The sequence below is a fragment of the Vibrio sp. KMM 9700 genome (assembly GCF_058545285.1).
On the sequence record NZ_CM178589.1, the window covers coordinates 2,218,459 to 2,238,114 of the forward strand.

A 19,656-nucleotide genomic window follows, 5' to 3' on the forward strand; every position below is an offset into this window, starting at 1 on the left:
ATATCTATGCTTTTTGTCTTAGCTAAGATAAAGCATATTTAGTTTTCTTACTATAGATGAAATTCAAATCAAAATATATGTTTATGAGTTACAAATAAAAAAGGGCAAACCATGATGGCTTACCCTTAGATTCTTGATTGCTAGTAACTTTTAATTAGAAACTATGGCTGTACTGCAAACCAAAGATCAGTGCATCCGCACGTGTTACCGCATCAATGCTAGTCAGCTCGTTATCAGATTCTGCTGGGAATGTATAAGCTTCATGCACATCATTGTCTTCACCCATTAGGTAAGTAAAGCCAAAGTCGATAGCCGAGTTTTGATTCCATGCATAGGTTGCACCGGTTGAAAACCAGTTGCGCGCAGAATCTGGCACAGATACCGATCCATAATCGCCTTGCGCACTTTCATCGTACATATAACCTGCGCGAAGAGTCCACTCAGGGCTGACGTACCAAGTTCCGCCAATTGCATAATGGAAAGTATCTTCCCATTGGTAGTTTTTGATTGCGCCAGTTTTTTCTAAATCGAGTGTATCAAACTCATCCCAAGTCACATGTTGGATGCTGTAGTGCACAGCAAAGGCATTGTTTAGGCGATGATAACCAGAAAACTCAATCATGTCCGGTAGTGGCAGTTTAAGCGTATCTTTATGTGTTTCGCCAGCAATGGTGACATCACCTTTTGCATCTAAACGTGGGCTGTAGTGATAGCTAAAGCCAAATCTATGATTATCATTCACTTCATAGACAACGCCAACATTTGCGCCAAATGCCCATCCATTTGCATCGATATCTAATACTTCTTGCGCGCTAGGATCATCACCCCAAGGCTTTAATTTTGGCGCAGTGTAGCTACGCTTTAGTCTGCCTTCACCGTAAATGGCGTCAATTCCTGCGCCAAAGCTCCAGTGCTCATCGACGCGATAAGCTGCAGCAAAGCCTAAGTTAAAGCTTTTTACATCCGTTAGGCCGCCATACTCAACGCCAACCATGCTGTCATCGAACTCGGTTTTAGTGCCAAAGTTGGTGTAACCCATAAAGCCAATCGCCCATTTGTCATTCACTGGGTGGATGTAATACATGTTTGGCACGTAAGATGTATCGCCGGCCTGATCAAAAGAAGTGTCTTGATCTGCTCCGACAATTGGGTGGTAAGTGCCGCTTTTTACTTGAATATCAGTATCAACAACACTCATACCAAATGAAATCGCATCGGTATCAAACATCGTCATTGCCGCAGCATTACGCGACATTACAGAAGCGTCATCTGCGATTACCGCATCACCTGCAAACGCACGGCCTAAGCCTTTGGCTGATTGGTTATTTAATTGATAACCGCCTGCGAAAGCTGAGCTTGTTGCAAACAAAAGACTTGCGGCCACAAGACTTGAAGTAAGTGTGCGGCGAAAAGTTTGAGATGTCATGGAGTGTCCTAAAACAAAAAGTAATGCAAGTTGCAAGGATGAACTTACATAAAAATGTGATGTCGCTCGAAAAGTGAGGGCGCATTATGCAGATAGGAAGGAGTATCACAAATCCGACCATTGCGAATGTGTGGTGATATTTAAGTTAAAAACACTGGGCGATTAATTAGAAGTCATTAATATTGATAGGGAAACCAATAACTTAATCAATGGCTATAAAACTATAGCGTTATTTTTTTAAAACTCTGTTTATTTCGACTCTTTTAGACAAAATCATTACCAAAGCAGGGATATTTGCTTAATTTTGCTGCAAACAAACACAGCCTGTCGCTTCAAACTATGAAATCGGCTAAACTATACAAAAGTTTAAGGAGAGCAAATATGCATTGCCCATTTTGTTGTGAGACCGAGACCAAGGTGATTGATTCACGCTTGGTTGCTGACGGTCATCAAGTGCGCCGCCGCCGTCAATGTTTAAGTTGTAGCGAGCGCTTTACAACCTTTGAAATGGCAGAACTTGTGATGCCGAAAGTTGTAAAAACAAACGGTAACCGAGAACCATTTGACGAAGATAAAATGGTTGGTGGTTTGCAACGCGCATTAGAAAAACGCCCAGTGAGCGCCGATGATGTCGAGCTCACCATTAGCCGCATTAAGTCTAAATTACGCGCCACAGGTGAACGTGAAGTGCCGAGTGATATGATAGGTAACTTGGTCATGGATGAGCTGAAAAGCTTAGATAAAGTCGCTTATATCCGTTTCGCTTCTGTGTATCGCAGTTTTGAAGATATTCGTGAATTTGGTGAAGAAATCGCCCGCCTTGAAGATTAATCGCATCTAGAAGAATAAGAAGCAAAAAATGAAATATATGCAAGCGCAAACACCTTTTTCGCCACATGATCGACGCATGATGGCGCGTGCCTTGGAACTTGCTAAACAAGGTGAATTTACCACAGCGCCCAATCCAAATGTGGGTTGCGTGATTTCTTTAGATGGACAAATCATTGGTGAAGGGGCGCATTTACGTGCCGGTACGCCGCATGCTGAAGTACATGCCTTAGCCATGTTAAAAGAAAAAGGCTTGAGCGCGCAAAGTGCCACTGCTTATGTCACCCTTGAGCCTTGTTCGCATTTTGGCCGTACGCCGCCTTGCGCCAAAGCCTTAATCGAAGCCAAAGTGGCGCGTGTGGTATGCGCTATGGTTGACCCTAATCCTGAAGTTTCTGGTCGCGGAATCGAGATGCTACGCGCTGCGGGAATTCAAGTGGACGTTGGTCTTTTTGAAGATAAAGCCCATGCCTTAAACCTTGGCTTTATTAAAAAGATGAAAACTGGCATGCCGTATGTGCAGCTTAAACTTGCAATGAGTTTAGATGGCAAAACCGCGCTTGCCAATGGCGAAAGCAAATGGATCACAGCTAGCCCTGCGCGCTCGGATGTGCAGGTTTATCGCGCCAAAGCGGGAGCCATTTTATCAACCAGCCGCACAGTGTTGCGTGATGATGCCAGCTTAAATGTGCGCTTTGACGAGTTGCCGCAAACGGTTAAAAATCAATATAAGCTGCCAGTGCGCCAGCCTAAGCGGATCATTTTAAACCGTAAACAAAGCATCAACGCGCAAAACTCACAAAGCTTAAAGCTGATGAATACCCCTGGTGAAGTGGTTTTCATTGAGAATGACCTTGATTTAAAACAAATCCTTAAACAAGTAGCAAGTGATGAGCAAGTCAATCATATTTGGGTGGAAGCAGGGCGAACCCTGGCCACGAATTTGCTCGAGCTTGATTTAGTTGATGAGCTGATTATCTATATTGCGCCAAAATTAATGGGTGATGATGCCCAAGGTTTAACCGCGATCACAGGCTTAACGTCAATGTCAGAATTAACCTGTTTTAGCCTTGCCGATGTGGCGCAAGTTGGTGAAGATGTTCGCCTAACCATGAAAAGAATTAACTAAAGTGTCTTCATGACCCAGTCATGCATTTTATTAAAATTATTTATATTTACTGGAATCGTTTATGTTTACAGGAATCGTTGAAGCGGTTGGCACAGTTGCCGCGATCACCCCAAAAGGGGAAGATATTCGCTTAACTGTTGAAGTCGGCAAGCTTGATATGTCTGATGTGGCACTTGGTGATAGTATTGCAACCAATGGCGTGTGCTTGACTGTGATTGCGTTTGATAATCATAGCTACCAAGCCGACTTATCTCTTGAAACCTTAAAGCGCAGCAGTTTTTCGCAAATTGATGTCGGCTCACAAGTGAACCTTGAAAAAGCTATGTTGCCAACCACTCGTTTTGGTGGGCATATTGTTTCTGGTCATGTGGATGATATAGGTGAAATTATCGAGCGCAATCAAGTTGGCCGCGCGGTTGAATATTGGATCAGCGTGCCAGATAGTTTAGAGCGTTATATTGCCCATAAAGGCTCGATTACGATTGATGGGATTAGCTTGACTGTGAATGATTTACGCAAAAATGCGTTTAAAATCACTATCGTGCCGCATACCAGCGAAGAAACCACGATAGATAGCTTTGCTGTCGGGCGTAAAGTTAACCTTGAAGTGGACGTGATTGCGCGTTACTTAGAGCGTTTACTTTTAGGTAAAAATGAACAACAAGAAGCACCAGAATCACGTTTGACAATGGAATTTCTGGCGCAAAATGGCTTTGCGTAAGCACAAATATACCCAGCGTATAGATGAATATTAAATAGGAATTAAAAATGGCTATTAGTCGCCCAGAAGAGATTATTGAAGATATTCGCCAAGGTAAAATGGTGATTTTAATGGATGATGAAGATCGTGAAAACGAAGGCGATATCATCATTGCAGCTGAACATGTTACGCCAGAAGCGATTAACTTTATGGCCACTCATGGCCGTGGTTTGATTTGTCTGACCATGACGAAAGAGCGTTGCGAAAAACTTGGTTTGCCGCCAATGGTCACGGACAACACGGCGCAATATAGCACGGCGTTTACGGTTTCAATTGAAGCCGCAGAAGGCGTGACCACTGGTATTTCAGCTAAAGATCGCGCGGTGACAGTGCAAGCTGCTGTGGCAAAAGATGCCAAAGCGTCAGATTTGGTTCAACCCGGACATATTTTCCCACTTTCAGCGCAAGATGGTGGCGTGTTAACTCGCGCAGGCCACACGGAAGCAGGTTGTGATTTAGCGCGTCTAGCAGGGCTTGAGCCAGCAGCGGTTATCGTTGAAATTCTAAAAGATGATGGTGAAATGGCGCGTCGCCCAGATCTTGAAATCTTTGGTGAGAAGCACGGCATCAAGCTTGGCACGATTGCTGATCTTATCGAATATCGTAATAACACAGAAACCACTATTGAGCGTGTCGCTGAGTGTAAACTACCGACTCAATTTGGTGAGTTTAATCTTGTGACTTACAAAGACACGATTGATAACCAAGTTCACTTTGCAATGTGTCACGGTGATTTAACCAATAAACCTTTAGTTCGTGTGCACTTGCAAGATGTATTTACCGATGTGCTTCGCTCTGATCGCAGCGCTGATCGCAGCTGGGGCTTGGATGATGCAATGCAAAAAATCGCGGCAGAAGGTGGTGTATTGGTTGTGCTTGGTCATGAAGAAAGCACTGAAAATCTCATTCATAAAGTGAAAACATTTGAAGCTCAAGATCAAGGCAAAGCGCCAGTGCTTGCAAAAAAACAAGGCACATCACGTCGCGTTGGTGTGGGCTCGCAAATCTTAGCTGATCTTGGGATCACGGATATGCGTTTGCTATCGTCAGAGAATAAGCGTTACCACTCGCTGTCAGGCTTTGGCTTGAACGTGGTTGAATACGTGGTTGAATAATTTTTAATTAAAAATAGTTAAACAAAAAGTGAGAATTTGTGATAAAATCCGCCGATTCTCACTAGAGTTAATCTTTTTTCTAGCAAAACCGTTTGTAAGGATGACACTATGAAAGTGATCGAAGGTAACTTCGCTGCACCAAATGCTAAAATCGCAATTGTGATTTCTCGTTTTAACAGCTTTATCAATGAAAGCCTACTTTCTGGCGCAATTGATACGTTAAAGCGCCATGGTCAAGTCAGTGATGAAAATATCACTGTGGTTCGTTGCCCTGGAGCCGTTGAGCTTCCATTGACTGCGCAACGTGTTGCGAAAACAGGTAAATTTGATGCAATCGTATCACTAGGTACTGTTATTCGTGGTGGTACACCACACTTTGATTATGTATGTAGCGAGTGTAACAAAGGTCTTGCTCAAGTTTCTCTTGAATATAGCCTACCTGTTGCATTTGGCGTATTAACAGTTGATACAATCGATCAAGCTGTTGAGCGTGCGGGAACCAAGGCTGGTAACAAGGGCAATGAAGCCGCTCTAAGCGCACTAGAAATGATTAATGTATTAAGTCAAATCGACTAATTTCAACACTTTATATATATGGGGGCTCGCGTGAATCCAGCCGCACGTCGTAATGCACGTCAATTTGCACTACAAGCAATCTATTCTTGGCAAGTAACCAAGGAAAACCTAGCAACTATCGAACAGCAGTTTTTAACTGGTGAAAAGTATGATGAAGAAGAACATCATGCCAAAGAGCCAAGCTTAAAAGCACCTGAAACAGATGTTGCTTACTTCCAAGATCTTTTATCTGGCGTTGTGTTATCAACCAATGACCTAGATAGCAAACTTCGTCCATATCTGTCTCGCCCAATGCAAGACTTGGATATGATGGAACTTGCACTTTTACGTCTTGCTATGTATGAAATGACGCGTCGTGACGATGTTCCATATAAAGTTGTAATCAATGAAGCGATTGAACTAGCAAAAGTGTTTGCAGCAGAAGATAGCCATAAGTTTATCAATGGTGTATTAGATAAAGCTGCGCCACATGTGCGTAAAAAATAAGAGTATTTTGAGTTTTTATCGTTAACTCGATAAACTTGAAGTGCAATCTAAGGGGTCAGCGTTTGCTGGCCTTTTTGTTGTCTGTAACTAAGGGAATAATGCATGTCTGGAGAATTTGAACTGATCAAAGACTACTTTGCCAAGCAGCAGCTAAATCGAGGTGATGTTGCATTCGGTCTTGGGGATGATTGCGCCATTTTAACTCCGCCGCAAGGCATGCAAATTGCGATCAGCACGGACTCATGCGTTGCAGGTACACACTTTTTAATTGACGCCGATCCAAGGCTTATCGCACATAAAACCCTTGCCTCAAATTTAAGCGATCTGGCCGCGATGGGGGCGACGCCGGCTTGGTTATCACTCGCGCTGACTTTGCCTAAAGCTGCTGAGTTTGAAAGACAAACCGGTCTTAGTATACAAGACTGGCTTGGGCAATTTTGCCAAGGTATGTTTGAATTAGCCAATGCATATCATTTACAGCTCATTGGTGGGGATACAACGTCTGGGCCATTAAATATAGGCTTTACGATTCAAGGCTTTATTCCACAGGGCCAAGCTTTATATCGCCACGGGGCAAAAGCGGGTGACTTAATTTGTGTATCAGGTGATTTGGGCGCAGCAGGCGCAGGGCTTGAGGTGATTTTAAATCAGGCGAAGCAAGTAAAAGATCATACATTAACAGAGCTTGAAGCAAGGCTTGCTAAGAGCCACTTTGATGCCAGCCCAAGAGTTGCTTTAGGCGAAGCATTGCGCGGCCTTGCCACAAGCTGCATTGATATTTCTGATGGCCTAGTTGCCGATTTGGCGCATATTCTAAAAGCCTCAAAGCTGGGCGCGCAGATAAACCTGCAAGACTTACCCATTGCACCAGACGTACTTGGCTTTTATCAAGTCAGTCAAAGTGTTAAAAGCTTAAATAATCTTGATGCGAATCATCAAAAAGCGCTGCAAATGGCACTAACAAGTGGCGAAGAGTATGAGATTTGTTTTACTATCTCTGCACAAGATTTTGATAAAATTCAAACCATTGCTACGAAAACGAAGACACCCATTGCGTGTATCGGGCAGTGCACGCAAAATGCTGCGCCAAACATTGAGCTATTTCTTAATCAGCAAAAGCTAGACTGGCAGCTTGCAGGTTTTGACCACTTTAGGACTTAAGATGACACAACATACGCCAAAATTTAAAATGAGCAGCCAAGACAAGCGCAGCGCACTGAAAAAGCTAGACTTAAAGAACCTCTGGCATTTGTCAGCAGTGGGCTTTGGCAGTGGTTTATCGCCAATCATTCCCGGGACTATGGGCACTCTAATGGCGATCCCATTTTATCTTGTGCTGATGCACTTGCCGCTTTATGTCTATATTGCTGTGGTGCTATTTTCATGGTGGCTAGGCAATCTTATCTGCCAAAAAGCATCTGATGCGATGGAAGTGCATGATCATGGCGGGATTGTTTGGGATGAGTTTGTTGGCTTTTGGATCACTATGTTACCCGTGCTGATGATGGGCTTAGATATTTATAATTGGCAGCTTATCGGCGCAGGTTTCGTCCTCTTTCGAATTTTTGATATGATAAAACCTTGGCCAATCAGTTGGCTTGATAAAAATACGCACGGCGGTTTTGGGATCATGATAGATGATATTGCTGCTGGGGTCATGGCTGCAATTTTCTTAGCGTTGCTTAGTGGGTATATTGTTTAGTGGGTATTTAGTTTAAATCACTTTATTTGATATAACCTCCCCACGCCAAACTTGGCGATGTGGGGAGGTTTTAAAAGACTAACTTTTACTGGTTTTATTTTGTGTTAGCTATTTCGCTAACTATTTAGCTAAATAATCACGCACTTGACGCTCAATGCCAACAGCATCTAAACCAAGGTCTTGATAAACCTCTTGCTGAGTGCCTTGTGGAACAAACTTATCCGGTAGGCCAAGTTGCAACACAGGTTTAATTTGCTTACTCGCCATTAAGTATTCAATCACGCCCGCGCCCGCGCCACCTGCTATCGCATTTTCTTCAATGGTGACGAGCACATCATGGCTAGCAACTAACGTATCAATCAGCCCAGTATCAAGCGGTTTGGCAAAACGCATATCTGCAACCGTTGCATCTAGGTTTTGCGCCGCTTCTAAACTGCTGGCTAGGAAAGTACCAAAGTTTAAAATCGCGACTTTTGGCTCGGCTTTCGTTTCATCTTTCATCGGACGCACGACTAAACCTTTACCGATTTCAAGCACTGTCATTTGCTCTTGGATTTGGGCATTGGTTGCGCCGCCGCGAGGGTAGCGTACTGCGCTTGGCCCTTGGTGCATGTGGCCAGTGTAAAGCATCTGACGGCATTCGTTTTCATCACTTGGCGTCATAATCACCATGTTTGGAATGCAGCGCATAAAGCTAATGTCAAACGCCCCTTGGTGAGTCTGACCATCTGCGCCGACAATCCCTGCGCGGTCAATTGCAAACATCACAGGCAAGTTCATGATTGCCACATCGTGGATCAATTGATCATAACCGCGTTGCAAGAAAGTCGAGTAAATCGCAACAATTGGTTTTAAGCCAGAAATTGCAAAACCAGAGGCAAGGGTAACGGCGTGCTGCTCGGCAATTGCGACATCAAAATATTGCTCAGGAAATTCTTTTGAAAAACGCACCATGCCTGAGCCTTCACGCATCGCAGGAGTGATTGCCATCAGTTTTGGATCTATGGCTGCCATATCACACAAAAAGTCACCAAAAATCTTTGAAAAACTAGGTTTAGGATCTTTTGCTTTAGGCAAGCTATCATGGCTTGGATCAAATTTTGGCACGCCGTGATAACCAATCGGATCTTTTTCCGCTGGCTCATAGCCTTTGCCTTTTTTCGTCATGATATGAAGCACTTGCGGGCCTTTGAGCTGTCGCATATTCTTCAGCGTTTTAACTAGCTCTTCCACATTGTGCCCATCAACCGGGCCAATATAATTAAAACCCAGCTCTTCAAACATAGTGCCTGGCACAACCATGCCTTTTAAATGCTCTTCCGTGCGGCGTACAAGCTCTTTAATTGGCGGCATATTCGACAGAACTTTTTTACCACCTTCACGAATCGAAGTATAAAAATCACCGGTTAACAGCTGAGCTAGGTGATTGTTTAAAGCGCCAACATTTTCAGAAATTGACATCTCATTGTCATTTAAGATGACTAACATGTCAGGGTGCACATCGCCTGCGTGGTTCATGGCTTCAAATGCCATGCCTGCGGTGATCGCGCCATCACCAATCACGCTGACAACTTTACGTCCTTGGCCTTCTTTTTGCGCAGCAATTGCCATCCCAAGACCGGCACTGATTGAGGTCGAAGAGTGACCGACAGATAAAGTATCGTACTCACTTTCTTCACGCCAAGGGAAAGGATGCAGCCCATCTTTTTGGCGAATAGTAGTGAGGCGTTCGCGGCGACCGGTCAAAATTTTATGCGGATAAGCTTGATGACCAACATCCCAAATAAGCTTGTCAAAAGGCGTGTTATAAACATAATGCAAGGCAACGGTAAGCTCGACTGTGCCAAGACCAGAAGCTAAGTGTCCACTTGATTGGCTAACAGAGTTTAATAAATACGTACGCAGATCATCACACAAAGGCTCTAAACGGTCTTTTGGAAGGATACGTAAGTCATCTGGCGTGTCTACAAGTGCCAGTGTTGGATATTTTGAGATATCAAGTGTCATAGGTCTTCGCGCTTTATTGTCATTGCTGCATAAATGTTATTGCTGTATATGCCAGCTGTTATATAGGGTTGCGTTATCGATGATTAATTGCGGCGCTCGATAGCGTAATTTGCAAATGCTTCTAGTAAGTGTGTATCAAATGGGATTTCTTGCAATGCTTTTTGTGCATCCGCAACTAGATCTAAGGCTTTTTGTTTAGCACCATCTAGGCCTAACAGGGCAGGGTAGGTGCTTTTATTATGCTCGAGATCAGAGCCTTGCGGCTTACCTAGGGTTTGAGTATCACTAATAATATCTAAAATATCATCATGCACTTGGAAGGCTAACCCCACAGCTTCGGCGTAGCGATCAAGCTTATCTAACGCTTTGATGCCTTGCTCGCCAGCACAAATCGCACCCATTCGAACGGCGCATTTTATCAAAGCTCCGGTCTTATTTCGATGAATAGTTTCAAGAGTTTCAAGATCAACTTGCTTGTTCTCCGCATCAAGATCAAACGCTTGGCCTAAACACATGCCATTAGCGCCCGATGCTTTGGCTAATTCTTTAATTAACTCAATGCGATAGCTTTCAGATTGAGAGGCAAGCTGACCATTGGCGAGAATTTCAAAAGCCAACGTCTGGAGCGCATCACCAGCTAAAATAGCGCTCGCTTCATCAAACTTTTTGTGACAAGTGGGCTGACCACGACGTAAATCATCGTCATCCATCGCGGGCAAGTCATCATGAATAAGCGAATAAGCGTGAATACATTCAATTGCCGCAGCGGGAGTATTTAAGTCTGATGTCTTAAGCCCAAACATTTCACCTGTAATATACACAAGATAAGGACGCGCACGTTTGCCGCCGAGCAATAAACCGTGATGCATGGCTTGGATCATCTTGTTTTGTTTGGCAGGAAGCGTCTCTAACCATTGGCTAAGGGTTTGATTACTTAGCGCTTGGTAACTTGTTAAATCCATCTGTGTCATTTAAAAACTCATACCACTTAAAAAGGAGTGTCATCTAGGTCAAAAGGAACGTCATCTATATTACGAGTTGGCGCTTGGTTTTGATTTGAGTAGTTGGCTTGTCGCTCTTGCACACCATCTTGTGCGTTAAAATCAGCAAGTTCGGCATTATCCTGATCTGACAGTAAAATTTCAACTTGTTGCTGCGCAGATGTGAGTTGTTGCTGGCTGACACGTGCAAGTTGGATGCCGCGTTCAAACTTTTTCAATGAATCAGCAAGGGAAAGCTCGCCTGATTCGAGTTGATGAACCAGTTGCTCTAACTCATTAAGCGACTGCTCAAAATTTAAATTTAAGTCTTGGTTTTGATTTGAATTCGTCATCATCTTGCCTATCTTTGCTAACTTACAAATGAAGCTTAAAGGGTTTGCCAAATGATACAATACCTTAAGCGTAAAAACTCGTTTAAATTCCTTAACAGCGATACAAAAGTGACTTAAATGGAAATATTGTGTATAATTTTGCGCCTTTATCCTCAAGTGAAAATATAATATGAAGTTTATTGTCAAACCCCATCCAGAAATCTTTGTTAAAAGTGATTCAGTGCGTAAGCGTTTCACCCGTGTTTTGGAATGCAATATTCGTAATATTATCAAACGAGAAACAGAGTCTGTTGCCGTATTCAACCGTCGTGACCACATTGAAGTGAGCTCTGAGTCTGATAAATATTATGACCAAGTGCTACAAATTTTAACCCACACGCCGGGTATCCATCATAGTTTAGAAGTCTTACAGTCTGAATTTTCCGACATGCACGACATTTATGAACAAGTGTTAGAGCAAAGTCGTGACAAGATTGAAGGCAAGACCTTTGTTGTGCGTGTGAAGCGTCGCGGTAAGCATGACTTTACTTCAATTGATCTTGAGCGTTATGTTGGCGGCGGTCTAAACCAAGCGGTTGAGTCAGCGAAAGTGAAGCTGAAAAATCCTGACGTCACAGTGAATGTTGAACTGGCGCAAGACAAACTAAACCAAGTGATTGCACGTCATCAAGGTCTAGGCGGTTTCCCACTTGGCACGCAAGAAGATGTCTTAAGCCTTATCTCAGGCGGTTTTGACTCGGGCGTTTCAAGCTATCTGCACATTAAACGTGGCTCAAAAACTCATTTCTTGTTCTTTAACTTGGGCGGTCCTGCGCACGAAATCGGCGTGAAGCAAGTGTCGCACTTCTTATGGAAGAAATATGGCTCTTCAGCTAAGGTGAAATTCATCTCGGTTGATTTTGAACCAGTGGTTGCGCAAATTCTTGAAAACATCGATGACGGTCAAATGGGCGTTGTGCTTAAGCGTATGTTTATGCGCGCAGGCGGCATGGTTGCAGAGAAGTTTGGCATTGAAGCTTTGATCACAGGCGAAGCGCTTGGCCAAGTATCAAGCCAAACTTTAACTAACTTGCGTTTGATTGATAACGTCACAGATACCTTGATTTTGCGTCCGCTTATTAACTGGGACAAAGAAGATATCATCAAGCTTGCACGTGAAATTGGCACCGAAGATTTTGCCAAAGTCATGCCAGAGTATTGCGGCGTGATCTCGAAAAAACCAACGGTGAAAGCGGTCAAAGCGAAACTAGAAGCAGAAGAACAAAACTTTGATTTTTCTATTCTAGAAGAAGTGGTAGCGAACGCTCGCGTGATGGATATTCGCGCAGTGGAAGAAGAAACCCAAGAGCAAGTGCCAGAAATCGAGCAAGTGCAAGAAATTGCTACAAACAGCGTGATTTTAGATATTCGTAGCCCAGATGAAGAAGATCAAAACCCGCTAGAAGTGGAAGGGGCACAAGTGACTCACTTACCTTTCTATAAGCTAGCGACCAACTTTGGCGACCTAGATCAAAGCAAAGAGTATTTACTCTATTGTGATCGCGGTGTAATGAGCCGTTTGCAGGCGCTTTATCTGCAAGATTTGGGCTTTAGTAATGTAAAAGTTTACCGTCCATAATCAATATCCTTCATATTTGGAACTGTCACTGCGTTAGCTGCACTGTTACAGTCCCAACTATTTTGGATATTGGATCTCAGTTACAGATGAAAACTGCAAGATAAGATTTACTTATTGAAACGCTGTTTTTTAAATCAGACGTCAGCCCTAGGGTTGGCGTTTTTTTATACGTGGATTTTGAAGGGGAAATAGCAGGCAAAAAAAAGCCGCATCAAAAGATACGGCAAGTATTTGAATCATTCAAATTCTAAATCGCTAAATCAATGAGGGGTGATCTAGCAAAGCAAAACTCTGAGAGTCATGCAAACACAACATTACCATTAATGAAATTCAAAAAAGACTTGAACCTGTCCACAAGCAGCAGCATGTGCACCGAATTAATGTGGGGTGAAATATAGAGCTTTATCACACTTTCAGCAAGGGACAATTTATAATGGTTCAGATAAGTTTTTCTAATCTTAACTAGACGCGCTCACATAAAATCAGTTAAGATTCAGATCACAAAATTAGTTATCTCTATTCATTACTTTTACTCTTCCTTTCACCTCAATGAAGGCATTTATAGTAGGCATATTATGGCGAGACGTTTACCCCCACTGAACTCTTTACGTGTTTTTGAAGCCGCAGCCCGTTATTTAAGTTTCACCCGCGCCGCAGAAGAATTATTTGTTACCCAAGCCGCAGTCAGTCACCAAGTCAAAGCGCTAGAAGAATTTTTGGGGATCAAACTGTTTCGTCGTCGTAATCGCTCGCTTTTGTTAACCGAAGAAGGCCAAGGCTATTTTTTAGATATCAAAGATATTTTCACTGAAATTGCCGATGCCACGGATAAAGTTTTAGAGCGTAGCGAAAAGGGCGCGTTAACCATAAGCCTGAGCCCAAGCTTTGCGATTCAATGGCTGGTGCCACGTTTGGCTGACTTTAATGCTAAGCAGCCAGATATTGATGTGCGTATTAAAGCCGTTGATATGGATGATGGCCTGTTAACCGATGATGTCGATGTGGCGATTTATTATGGTCGCGGCAATTGGCCGGGCGTGCGCGCTGATAAGCTTTATCTTGAATGTCTTTTGCCTGTGTGTTCACCGCAACTTTTGCTTGGTGACAAGCCGCTCAATACCTTGGAAGACTTAAAAGCGCATACACTTTTGCATGATAGCTCGCGTAAAGACTGGAAGCAGTATGCCAAAGAGCATCATATTGAAAGCGTCAATCTTAACCAAGGGCCCATTTTTAGTCACTCAAGCATGGTGATCCAAGCGGCGGCGCATGGGCAAGGGATTGCGCTAGTCAATAATGTTTTGGTGCAACCTGAGCTGGAAGCCGGACGTTTGGTGCAAGCCTTTGATGAAGTGCTGGTGAGTAAAAATGCCTTTTATGTCGTCTGTGATGCCAAGCAAGCCGATGTAGGCCGCGTCGCAACCTTTAGAGACTGGATGCTACAAAAGGCGGCGAGTGAGCAAGACTTGCTACGTGATGATCGTATTTATCGTGATTTAGGCGGTAAATAATAATGACAGCTTCGCAGCAAATTATTGAACACAGCGTCAGCGCGACTGCGCCGCTACAGGCTCGACTTTTTCTGGCTCATGGCGCAGGAGCTGGGATGACGCATGAGTGGATGGATCGCTTTAGCCAAGAGCTATTAAACCAAGCAAAGGGGTTGCAGTTTAACCTTGAGCTGATCCGATTCAACTTTGACTATATGCAGCAGCGGATTGAAGATCAAAGCAAACGACCGCCTGATCGCGCGCCGAAACTTTTAAATTGTTATTATCAAATGATGCAGCCTTTTTTCGGCTCGGATGTGCCGTTATTTATTGCTGGCAAGTCGATGGGCGGGCGCATGGCGAGTTTATTCGCCAATTCAGCGGCTTGCATTGAAAGCTCGCAGAGTAAAACCAATGTGACGGCGCTAGCCCAAATGCAGCCGGAGGCGATTCAAGCGCTGCCGATTCGTGGTGTGGTGTGCTTAGGTTTTCCTTTCCACGCGCCAAAGTCGGATAAATTAAAATCTGCGCATTTGCAAAAAATCGAAAAGCCAATTCTGATAGTGCAAGGTACGCGTGATACTATGGGAACACTTGAAGAGGTGAAAAACTATCAAGCGCAGCAATTACTTGACCCTAAACTTGATTTTGAGTGGCTAGAAGATGGCGATCATAGTTTTAAGCCAAGAGTGAAGTCGGGTTTAACTCAGGCTGCGCATATTTCAACAGCCTCTTTATGTTTGCTTAAGTTTATGACGCAACATCTTTAACTAAAGCGGCTGTCACATGATCCGGTTTTTAATGGAGAAGAAAATGCATAAGTGTAATGGGACTCGAATTTTGATCTTTGCTGCGTTAAGTGGTTTGGCTAGTGTTGCGTTAGGCGCTTTTGCTGCGCATGGTTTAACTAAGTTAATCTCCCTTGATTTAGTTGAAGTTTTTAAAACCGGTGTCCAATATCAAATGTGGCACACGTTGGCGCTTCTGGCTTGCTCTATTTTGATAGCAAAAGAAGTCGACCAAATCGTACATAAAAGATTGGTGATTGGATCAATTTGCTTTATCATCGGCATCTTTTGTTTTAGTGGCAGCCTCTATGCGCTGGCTTTAACTGGAGTCAAATTCTTTGGGCCAATCACGCCTTTAGGTGGTGTCTTCTTTTTAGTCGGTTGGTTTAATTTATTTTTGGCTGCACTTAAGATGTCTAAATCTTAATTTTTATATCAACAAGGTGGATCTGTGAAACAGGTACTAATTTATTGTCGCCAAGGCTTTGAGAAAGAATGCGCAGGTGAAATTCAAGACAAAGCCAATGATCTTGAGCTCTTTGGTTTTCCGCGCGTCAAGAAAAACTCAGCTTATGTCGTCTTTGAGTGTTATCAAGAAGGGGATGCCGATCGCCTAATTGAAAAAATCGATTTTAAGAGTCTGATTTTTGCACGTCAAATGATGGCGGTTTCAGATCTTGTTGAAGATTTACCAAGTGAAGATCGCATTACGCCTGTGCTTGAAACCATTGACGGCTTAGAAACTATGCCAGTTTGCGGTGACTTGCGTGTTGAAACCCCAGATACGAATGAAGCAAAAGAGCTGTTAAAGTTCTGCCGTAAGTTTACTGTGCCATTACGTGGCGCACTGCGTGGCAAAAAATTCTTATTTCAAAAAGATAACCCGAAAAAACCAGTGCTGCATATTTGCTTTATCGCACCGGGTCAGTGCTATATCGGTTATTCATTAACTAAAAACAACTCGCAGTTTTTCATGGGTATTCCAAGACTGAAATTCCCAAGTGATGCGCCGAGTCGCTCAACCCTTAAGCTTGAAGAAGCTTTCCACGTCTTTATTCCAAAAGAAGAGTGGGACACGCGTCTTGCGCCTGGTATGTGGGCCGTTGATTTAGGTGCTTGCCCGGGCGGTTGGACCTATCAACTGGTTAAGCGTTCTATGTTTGTGCATGCGATTGATAATGGCTTGATGGCGCAAAGTTTAATGGATACAGGCCAAGTGAAGCACCATGCTGAAGATGGCTTTAAATTTGAGCCGATGAAGAAAAACGTTACTTGGCTGGTGTGCGACATGATCGAAAAACCATCTCGTGTGGCACAGTTAATGGGCCAGTGGCTGATTCGTGGTTGGGCCAAAGAAGCTATCTTTAACTTAAAGCTGCCGATGAAAGGCCGTTATGATGAAGTGCTTGAAGATATTGAAAACTTAAAAGCTTTCTTAACCGAATATGAAGTGAAGTTTAAGCTCCAAGCCAAGCATCTATATCATGATCGCGAAGAAATTACGGTTCATATCCAAGTGTTATCAAATATCTCTCCGCACTAATCTCTCGCTATTTTCTCGCTCTAACTTTCATGGGTTGGGGCGAGTCAAACCTCCCTTTGATGTCAACTTATGCTTAATCCTAAAGAGTTAGTTGGATATCCCTCACAAAAAGAATCATCGCTTTTTAAACGAAAAGTGAAAATTGATAAAGATCATTTTTTCCTTAACAAAAGTGTGACATTTTAGCCAAGTCCATTCTTTTTATGTTAAGAAATTCACCACTTTATCGGTTTCTTAACATTTATATCACTTTTGAGGAAAAACCATGAAATTAACTATAACAAAAACGCTGACGGCCCTTGCGATTAGCTCCTCTCTTGCTACCTTTGCACTCCCAACATATGCACACCAAGCAGGTGATTTCTTAGTTCGCGCGGGTGCAATTAATGTGTCTCCTAATGAAGACAGCAGTAATGTTTTAGGTAATGGTGAGTTTGAAGTGGATGATGCGTGGGCGTTAGGCCTTAACTTCACTTATATGGCAACGGATAATATAGGTATTGAACTGCTGGCTGCAACGCCTTTTGAGCATGATATTTCAGTCGGTGGTTTAGGTGAGGTTGGTGATACCAAACAATTGCCACCAACCTTGATGTTGCAATACTATTTTGGTGATGCGCAGTCAACTTGGCGTCCGTATGTTGGCGCAGGGATTAACTTTACCAACTTCTTTGACAGTGACTTAAATCAAGGTGCAAAGGATCTAGGCTTAAGCAATTTGTCTTTAGATAACTCAGTAGGCTGGGCTGTGCACGCAGGGATGGACTATATGCTAGATGATAAATGGTTCGTCAATGCCCAAGTTTGGTATGCAGATATTGAAACCGATGCAGTATTTTATGCAGGTGGTGAGCGTCAAAAATATAGCATAGATATTGATCCTGTTGTGTATATGATTGGCGTGGGTTATACCTTCTAATAAGAATCATTTCGCATAAATATATTTTAAAATTGAGAGATGCCTAGTATTTTTTATACTGGGCATTTTTTATTTTTAAAATAAACTATTGTTTCATTTTGTATAATTGTATTATTTTAATACATCCCTTCCTTTGCTTGATATTTACAATGAGGCTTCGCATGAGTTCCCTAGATATAGGCATTATCATTGGTTACTTTATTTTCATCATTATTGCAGCAATCGTATTCAAAGGTTTTACGCAAAATTCATCTGGCTTTATTCGTGGTGGCGGCGCCATGATGTGGTGGATGGCTGGCGCTACCGCGTTTATGACGCAATTTTCAGCTTGGACTTTTACTGGCGCGGCGGCCAAAGCTTATGAAGATGGCTTAGCCGTATTATTTTTATTTTGGGGTAATGCGCTTGGTTTTTTTGTCGCCGCAGCATACTTTGCTTCACGTTATCGTAAACTTAGAGTTGAAACTGCGATGGAGGTAATTCGTCAGCGTTATGGTAAAACCTCTGAGCAAATCTTTACTTGGCTCCAATTTCCGATCACAACTATTTCTGCTGCGATTTGGCTCAATGGATTAGCTATTTTTGTCGCGGCTATTTTTAATATCGATCTTTATATTACGATTTTATTTGTTGGCGCTTTGGTGACTTTTATTTCTGTCAGTGGCGGGGCATGGACGGTTTCTGCGACCAATGTGATCCAACTTGTGCTCTTGATGGCAATAACCCTCACTGTGGGCGCTTATGCTCTGATTTATATTGGTGGCCCAACGGCTTTAATCGAACAATCAGAAATTCCATCCGTGATGGGCACTGGCGTAAACTACTGGCAAATTTTCGTGATCTGGGTGGTGATCATTACGGCTAAGCAAGTGATGGGAACCAATAATGCGATGTCTTGTTATCGTTTCTTGGTCACAGTTAATGAAAAAGAAGCACGTAAAGCGGCTTGGGTGGCAGGGCTTTTATTTGTGATTGGTCCTGTAATGTGGTTTATCCCGCCTTGGGTCGCTGCAACCATGCATATAGATTTAAGCACCTACTATCCAAATCTTGGTGCTAGTGCCAATAACGCAGCGTATCTTTTCTTTATTCAATATTATATGCCAAAAGGGATCTTAGGCTTAGTGCTCGCAGCCATGATAGCAGCAACTATTTCGCCAATGACAACCGCGCTAAATCGCAACGCAGGGATCTTTGTCCGCAATGTCTATCAATCTGTGATCCGCCCAGATGCGACCGAGGCGCAGCAAATGCGCATGAGTAAGATCTCTACCTTATTTAATGGGGTGATTTCAGTTGCCGCGGCGCTTATTTTTGCTTCGATTAAAGAATATAGCTTTTTTGACTTAATGATGCTGTTTGGCGCTTTATTGCAAATGCCTTTGGTGATCCCATCTTTGCTTGCCTTAGTCATTCTAAAAACGCCAGATTGGGCTGCGTGGGCGACTTTAATCGTCGGCCTTGTGGTGTCTTGTTTTATGCAATTTGTGTTTGAAGTGAACTGGTTATTGCCGCTCTTTGATGCCACATCCTTCACTCACCGTGAGTCAGTAGACCTCACTGTGGCTGCGATGGTGATTGCGCATATAGTGATCACAGGTGGCTTTTTTGTCGCGACCAAGTTCTTTTATAAACCGCCGCAAGGAGCGCGCGCAAAAGAGTTGCAGCAGCTTTATTATAACTTGGCAACGAATATCTCGAGTGAGGAAGAAGCTTGGGTAGATAAGCGCCAAGGCATGTATTTAGGTCGATTATCCCAAGTGCTTGGCGGTTTGATTATTCTTGTTGGGCTAGTTTTTGAAACCGGTATGCATAAGCTTATTTTTGCCGTCATAGGCGTCATTATTATCGCTGCAGGCTTTATGCTTTATCACAGTAAAGTAGGCGCAAAGCAGGTGGCAGTTGAGAGCGTCATCAGCCAAGACACAAAATAATA

The 19,656-nt window shown here is 43.2% G+C and carries 19 protein-coding genes; 15 read left to right on the forward strand and 4 right to left on the reverse strand.

The window, feature by feature from the left end:
• Positions 1 to 154: 154 nt before the first annotated feature.
• Positions 155 to 1,426, reverse strand: a complete 1,272-nt coding sequence (locus AC2VOY_RS09935; protein WP_491831179.1) for an OmpP1/FadL family transporter — start codon at positions 1,424 to 1,426, stop codon at positions 155 to 157.
• A 381-nt stretch (positions 1,427 to 1,807) separates the two neighbouring features.
• Between AC2VOY_RS09935 and nrdR the strand changes: the two genes are divergently transcribed.
• The 8 genes from nrdR to pgpA all read left to right on the forward strand — a co-directional run bounded on the left by nrdR (position 1,808) and on the right by pgpA (position 8,022).
• A complete protein-coding gene (gene nrdR / locus AC2VOY_RS09940) occupies positions 1,808 to 2,257 on the forward strand; it encodes a transcriptional regulator NrdR (RefSeq protein WP_491831180.1) in 450 nt (149 codons plus the stop codon).
• A gap of 28 nt (positions 2,258 to 2,285) precedes the next feature.
• Entirely contained in the window at positions 2,286 to 3,383 is a 1,098-nt protein-coding gene (gene ribD, locus AC2VOY_RS09945) for a bifunctional diaminohydroxyphosphoribosylaminopyrimidine deaminase/5-amino-6-(5-phosphoribosylamino)uracil reductase RibD (protein WP_491831181.1), read from the forward strand.
• Positions 3,384 to 3,444: 61 nt separating this feature from the next.
• Positions 3,445 to 4,104, forward strand: a complete 660-nt coding sequence (locus tag AC2VOY_RS09950; protein ID WP_491831182.1) for a riboflavin synthase — start codon at positions 3,445 to 3,447, stop codon at positions 4,102 to 4,104.
• A gap of 47 nt (positions 4,105 to 4,151) precedes the next feature.
• Entirely contained in the window at positions 4,152 to 5,258 is a 1,107-nt protein-coding gene (gene ribBA / locus AC2VOY_RS09955; RefSeq protein ID WP_491831183.1) for a bifunctional 3,4-dihydroxy-2-butanone-4-phosphate synthase/GTP cyclohydrolase II, read from the forward strand.
• 108 nt (positions 5,259 to 5,366) lie between these two features.
• Positions 5,367 to 5,834 carry a 6,7-dimethyl-8-ribityllumazine synthase gene (gene ribH, locus AC2VOY_RS09960; RefSeq protein WP_491831184.1) on the forward strand — a complete coding sequence of 156 codons (468 nt, stop codon included), beginning with the start codon at positions 5,367 to 5,369 and terminating at the stop codon, positions 5,832 to 5,834.
• 18 nt (positions 5,835 to 5,852) lie between these two features.
• A complete protein-coding gene (gene nusB, locus AC2VOY_RS09965; RefSeq protein WP_491831185.1) occupies positions 5,853 to 6,320 on the forward strand; it encodes a transcription antitermination factor NusB in 468 nt (155 codons plus the stop codon).
• Between the two features lie 102 nt (positions 6,321 to 6,422).
• Complete coding sequence (gene thiL, locus AC2VOY_RS09970) at positions 6,423 to 7,481, forward strand: thiamine-phosphate kinase (RefSeq protein WP_491831187.1); 1,059 nt, start codon at positions 6,423 to 6,425, stop codon at positions 7,479 to 7,481.
• Positions 7,482 to 7,509: 28 nt separating this feature from the next.
• Positions 7,510 to 8,022: a phosphatidylglycerophosphatase A gene (pgpA, locus tag AC2VOY_RS09975; RefSeq protein WP_491833073.1), complete on the forward strand. Its 513-nt coding sequence runs from the start codon at positions 7,510 to 7,512 to the stop codon at positions 8,020 to 8,022.
• 120 nt (positions 8,023 to 8,142) lie between these two features.
• On the opposite strand, the gene dxs is transcribed toward pgpA, so the two are convergent.
• From dxs to xseB, 3 genes are all read right to left on the reverse strand, one after another.
• Positions 8,143 to 10,029 (reverse strand): 1-deoxy-D-xylulose-5-phosphate synthase, encoded by a 1,887-nt coding sequence (gene dxs / locus AC2VOY_RS09980; protein ID WP_491831188.1) that lies wholly within the window; start codon positions 10,027 to 10,029, stop codon positions 8,143 to 8,145.
• An 83-nt stretch (positions 10,030 to 10,112) separates the two neighbouring features.
• Positions 10,113 to 11,000 carry a (2E,6E)-farnesyl diphosphate synthase gene (ispA, locus tag AC2VOY_RS09985; RefSeq protein ID WP_491831190.1) on the reverse strand — a complete coding sequence of 296 codons (888 nt, stop codon included), beginning with the start codon at positions 10,998 to 11,000 and terminating at the stop codon, positions 10,113 to 10,115.
• Between the two features lie 17 nt (positions 11,001 to 11,017).
• Positions 11,018 to 11,365, reverse strand: coding sequence for an exodeoxyribonuclease VII small subunit (xseB, locus tag AC2VOY_RS09990; RefSeq protein WP_491831191.1), 348 nt, complete (start codon positions 11,363 to 11,365; stop codon positions 11,018 to 11,020).
• A 166-nt stretch (positions 11,366 to 11,531) separates the two neighbouring features.
• Between xseB and thiI the strand changes: the two genes are divergently transcribed.
• The 7 genes from thiI (at position 11,532) to AC2VOY_RS10025 (ending at position 19,654) form a co-directional block, all read left to right on the forward strand.
• Complete coding sequence (gene thiI / locus AC2VOY_RS09995; protein WP_491831193.1) at positions 11,532 to 12,980, forward strand: tRNA uracil 4-sulfurtransferase ThiI; 1,449 nt, start codon at positions 11,532 to 11,534, stop codon at positions 12,978 to 12,980.
• 575 nt (positions 12,981 to 13,555) lie between these two features.
• Positions 13,556 to 14,491, forward strand: a complete 936-nt coding sequence (locus AC2VOY_RS10000; protein ID WP_491831195.1) for a transcriptional regulator GcvA — start codon at positions 13,556 to 13,558, stop codon at positions 14,489 to 14,491.
• A gap of 2 nt (positions 14,492 to 14,493) precedes the next feature.
• Positions 14,494 to 15,240, forward strand: a complete 747-nt coding sequence (locus AC2VOY_RS10005) for an alpha/beta family hydrolase (protein WP_491831197.1) — start codon at positions 14,494 to 14,496, stop codon at positions 15,238 to 15,240.
• 43 nt (positions 15,241 to 15,283) lie between these two features.
• Positions 15,284 to 15,685: a DUF423 domain-containing protein gene (locus AC2VOY_RS10010; protein WP_491831199.1), complete on the forward strand. Its 402-nt coding sequence runs from the start codon at positions 15,284 to 15,286 to the stop codon at positions 15,683 to 15,685.
• A 24-nt stretch (positions 15,686 to 15,709) separates the two neighbouring features.
• Entirely contained in the window at positions 15,710 to 16,801 is a 1,092-nt protein-coding gene (gene rlmM / locus AC2VOY_RS10015; protein WP_491831200.1) for a 23S rRNA (cytidine(2498)-2'-O)-methyltransferase RlmM, read from the forward strand.
• Positions 16,802 to 17,066: 265 nt separating this feature from the next.
• On the forward strand, positions 17,067 to 17,720 hold the full coding sequence (gene ompW, locus AC2VOY_RS10020; protein ID WP_491831201.1) for an outer membrane protein OmpW: 654 nt from the start codon (positions 17,067 to 17,069) through the stop codon (positions 17,718 to 17,720).
• Positions 17,721 to 17,881: 161 nt separating this feature from the next.
• On the forward strand, positions 17,882 to 19,654 hold the full coding sequence (locus tag AC2VOY_RS10025) for a sodium:solute symporter family transporter (protein WP_491831202.1): 1,773 nt from the start codon (positions 17,882 to 17,884) through the stop codon (positions 19,652 to 19,654).
• Positions 19,655 to 19,656 lie beyond the last annotated feature (2 nt).

Excerpts from the sequence above, each read along its gene's own strand:
- AC2VOY_RS10005 (WP_491831197.1), top strand. The coding sequence starts at position 14,494 with ATGACAGCTTCGCAGCAAATTATTGAACACAGCGTCAGCGCGACTGCG.
- dxs (WP_491831188.1), bottom strand. The coding sequence starts at position 10,029 with ATGACACTTGATATCTCAAAATATCCAACACTGGCACTTGTAGACACG.
- ribH (WP_491831184.1), top strand. The coding sequence starts at position 5,367 with ATGAAAGTGATCGAAGGTAACTTCGCTGCACCAAATGCTAAAATCGCA.
- AC2VOY_RS10010 (WP_491831199.1), top strand. The coding sequence starts at position 15,284 with ATGCATAAGTGTAATGGGACTCGAATTTTGATCTTTGCTGCGTTAAGT.
- AC2VOY_RS09950 (WP_491831182.1), top strand. The coding sequence starts at position 3,445 with ATGTTTACAGGAATCGTTGAAGCGGTTGGCACAGTTGCCGCGATCACC.
- nusB (WP_491831185.1), top strand. The coding sequence starts at position 5,853 with ATGGGGGCTCGCGTGAATCCAGCCGCACGTCGTAATGCACGTCAATTT.
- xseB (WP_491831191.1), bottom strand. The coding sequence starts at position 11,365 with ATGATGACGAATTCAAATCAAAACCAAGACTTAAATTTAAATTTTGAG.
- ribBA (WP_491831183.1), top strand. The coding sequence starts at position 4,152 with ATGGCTATTAGTCGCCCAGAAGAGATTATTGAAGATATTCGCCAAGGT.
- AC2VOY_RS10025 (WP_491831202.1), top strand. The coding sequence starts at position 17,882 with ATGAGTTCCCTAGATATAGGCATTATCATTGGTTACTTTATTTTCATC.
- thiI (WP_491831193.1), top strand. The coding sequence starts at position 11,532 with ATGAAGTTTATTGTCAAACCCCATCCAGAAATCTTTGTTAAAAGTGAT.
- AC2VOY_RS10000 (WP_491831195.1), top strand. The coding sequence starts at position 13,556 with ATGGCGAGACGTTTACCCCCACTGAACTCTTTACGTGTTTTTGAAGCC.
- pgpA (WP_491833073.1), top strand. The coding sequence starts at position 7,510 with ATGAGCAGCCAAGACAAGCGCAGCGCACTGAAAAAGCTAGACTTAAAG.
- nrdR (WP_491831180.1), top strand. The coding sequence starts at position 1,808 with ATGCATTGCCCATTTTGTTGTGAGACCGAGACCAAGGTGATTGATTCA.
- ribD (WP_491831181.1), top strand. The coding sequence starts at position 2,286 with ATGAAATATATGCAAGCGCAAACACCTTTTTCGCCACATGATCGACGC.
- ispA (WP_491831190.1), bottom strand. The coding sequence starts at position 11,000 with ATGACACAGATGGATTTAACAAGTTACCAAGCGCTAAGTAATCAAACC.
- AC2VOY_RS09935 (WP_491831179.1), bottom strand. The coding sequence starts at position 1,426 with ATGACATCTCAAACTTTTCGCCGCACACTTACTTCAAGTCTTGTGGCC.
- thiL (WP_491831187.1), top strand. The coding sequence starts at position 6,423 with ATGTCTGGAGAATTTGAACTGATCAAAGACTACTTTGCCAAGCAGCAG.
- ompW (WP_491831201.1), top strand. The coding sequence starts at position 17,067 with ATGAAATTAACTATAACAAAAACGCTGACGGCCCTTGCGATTAGCTCC.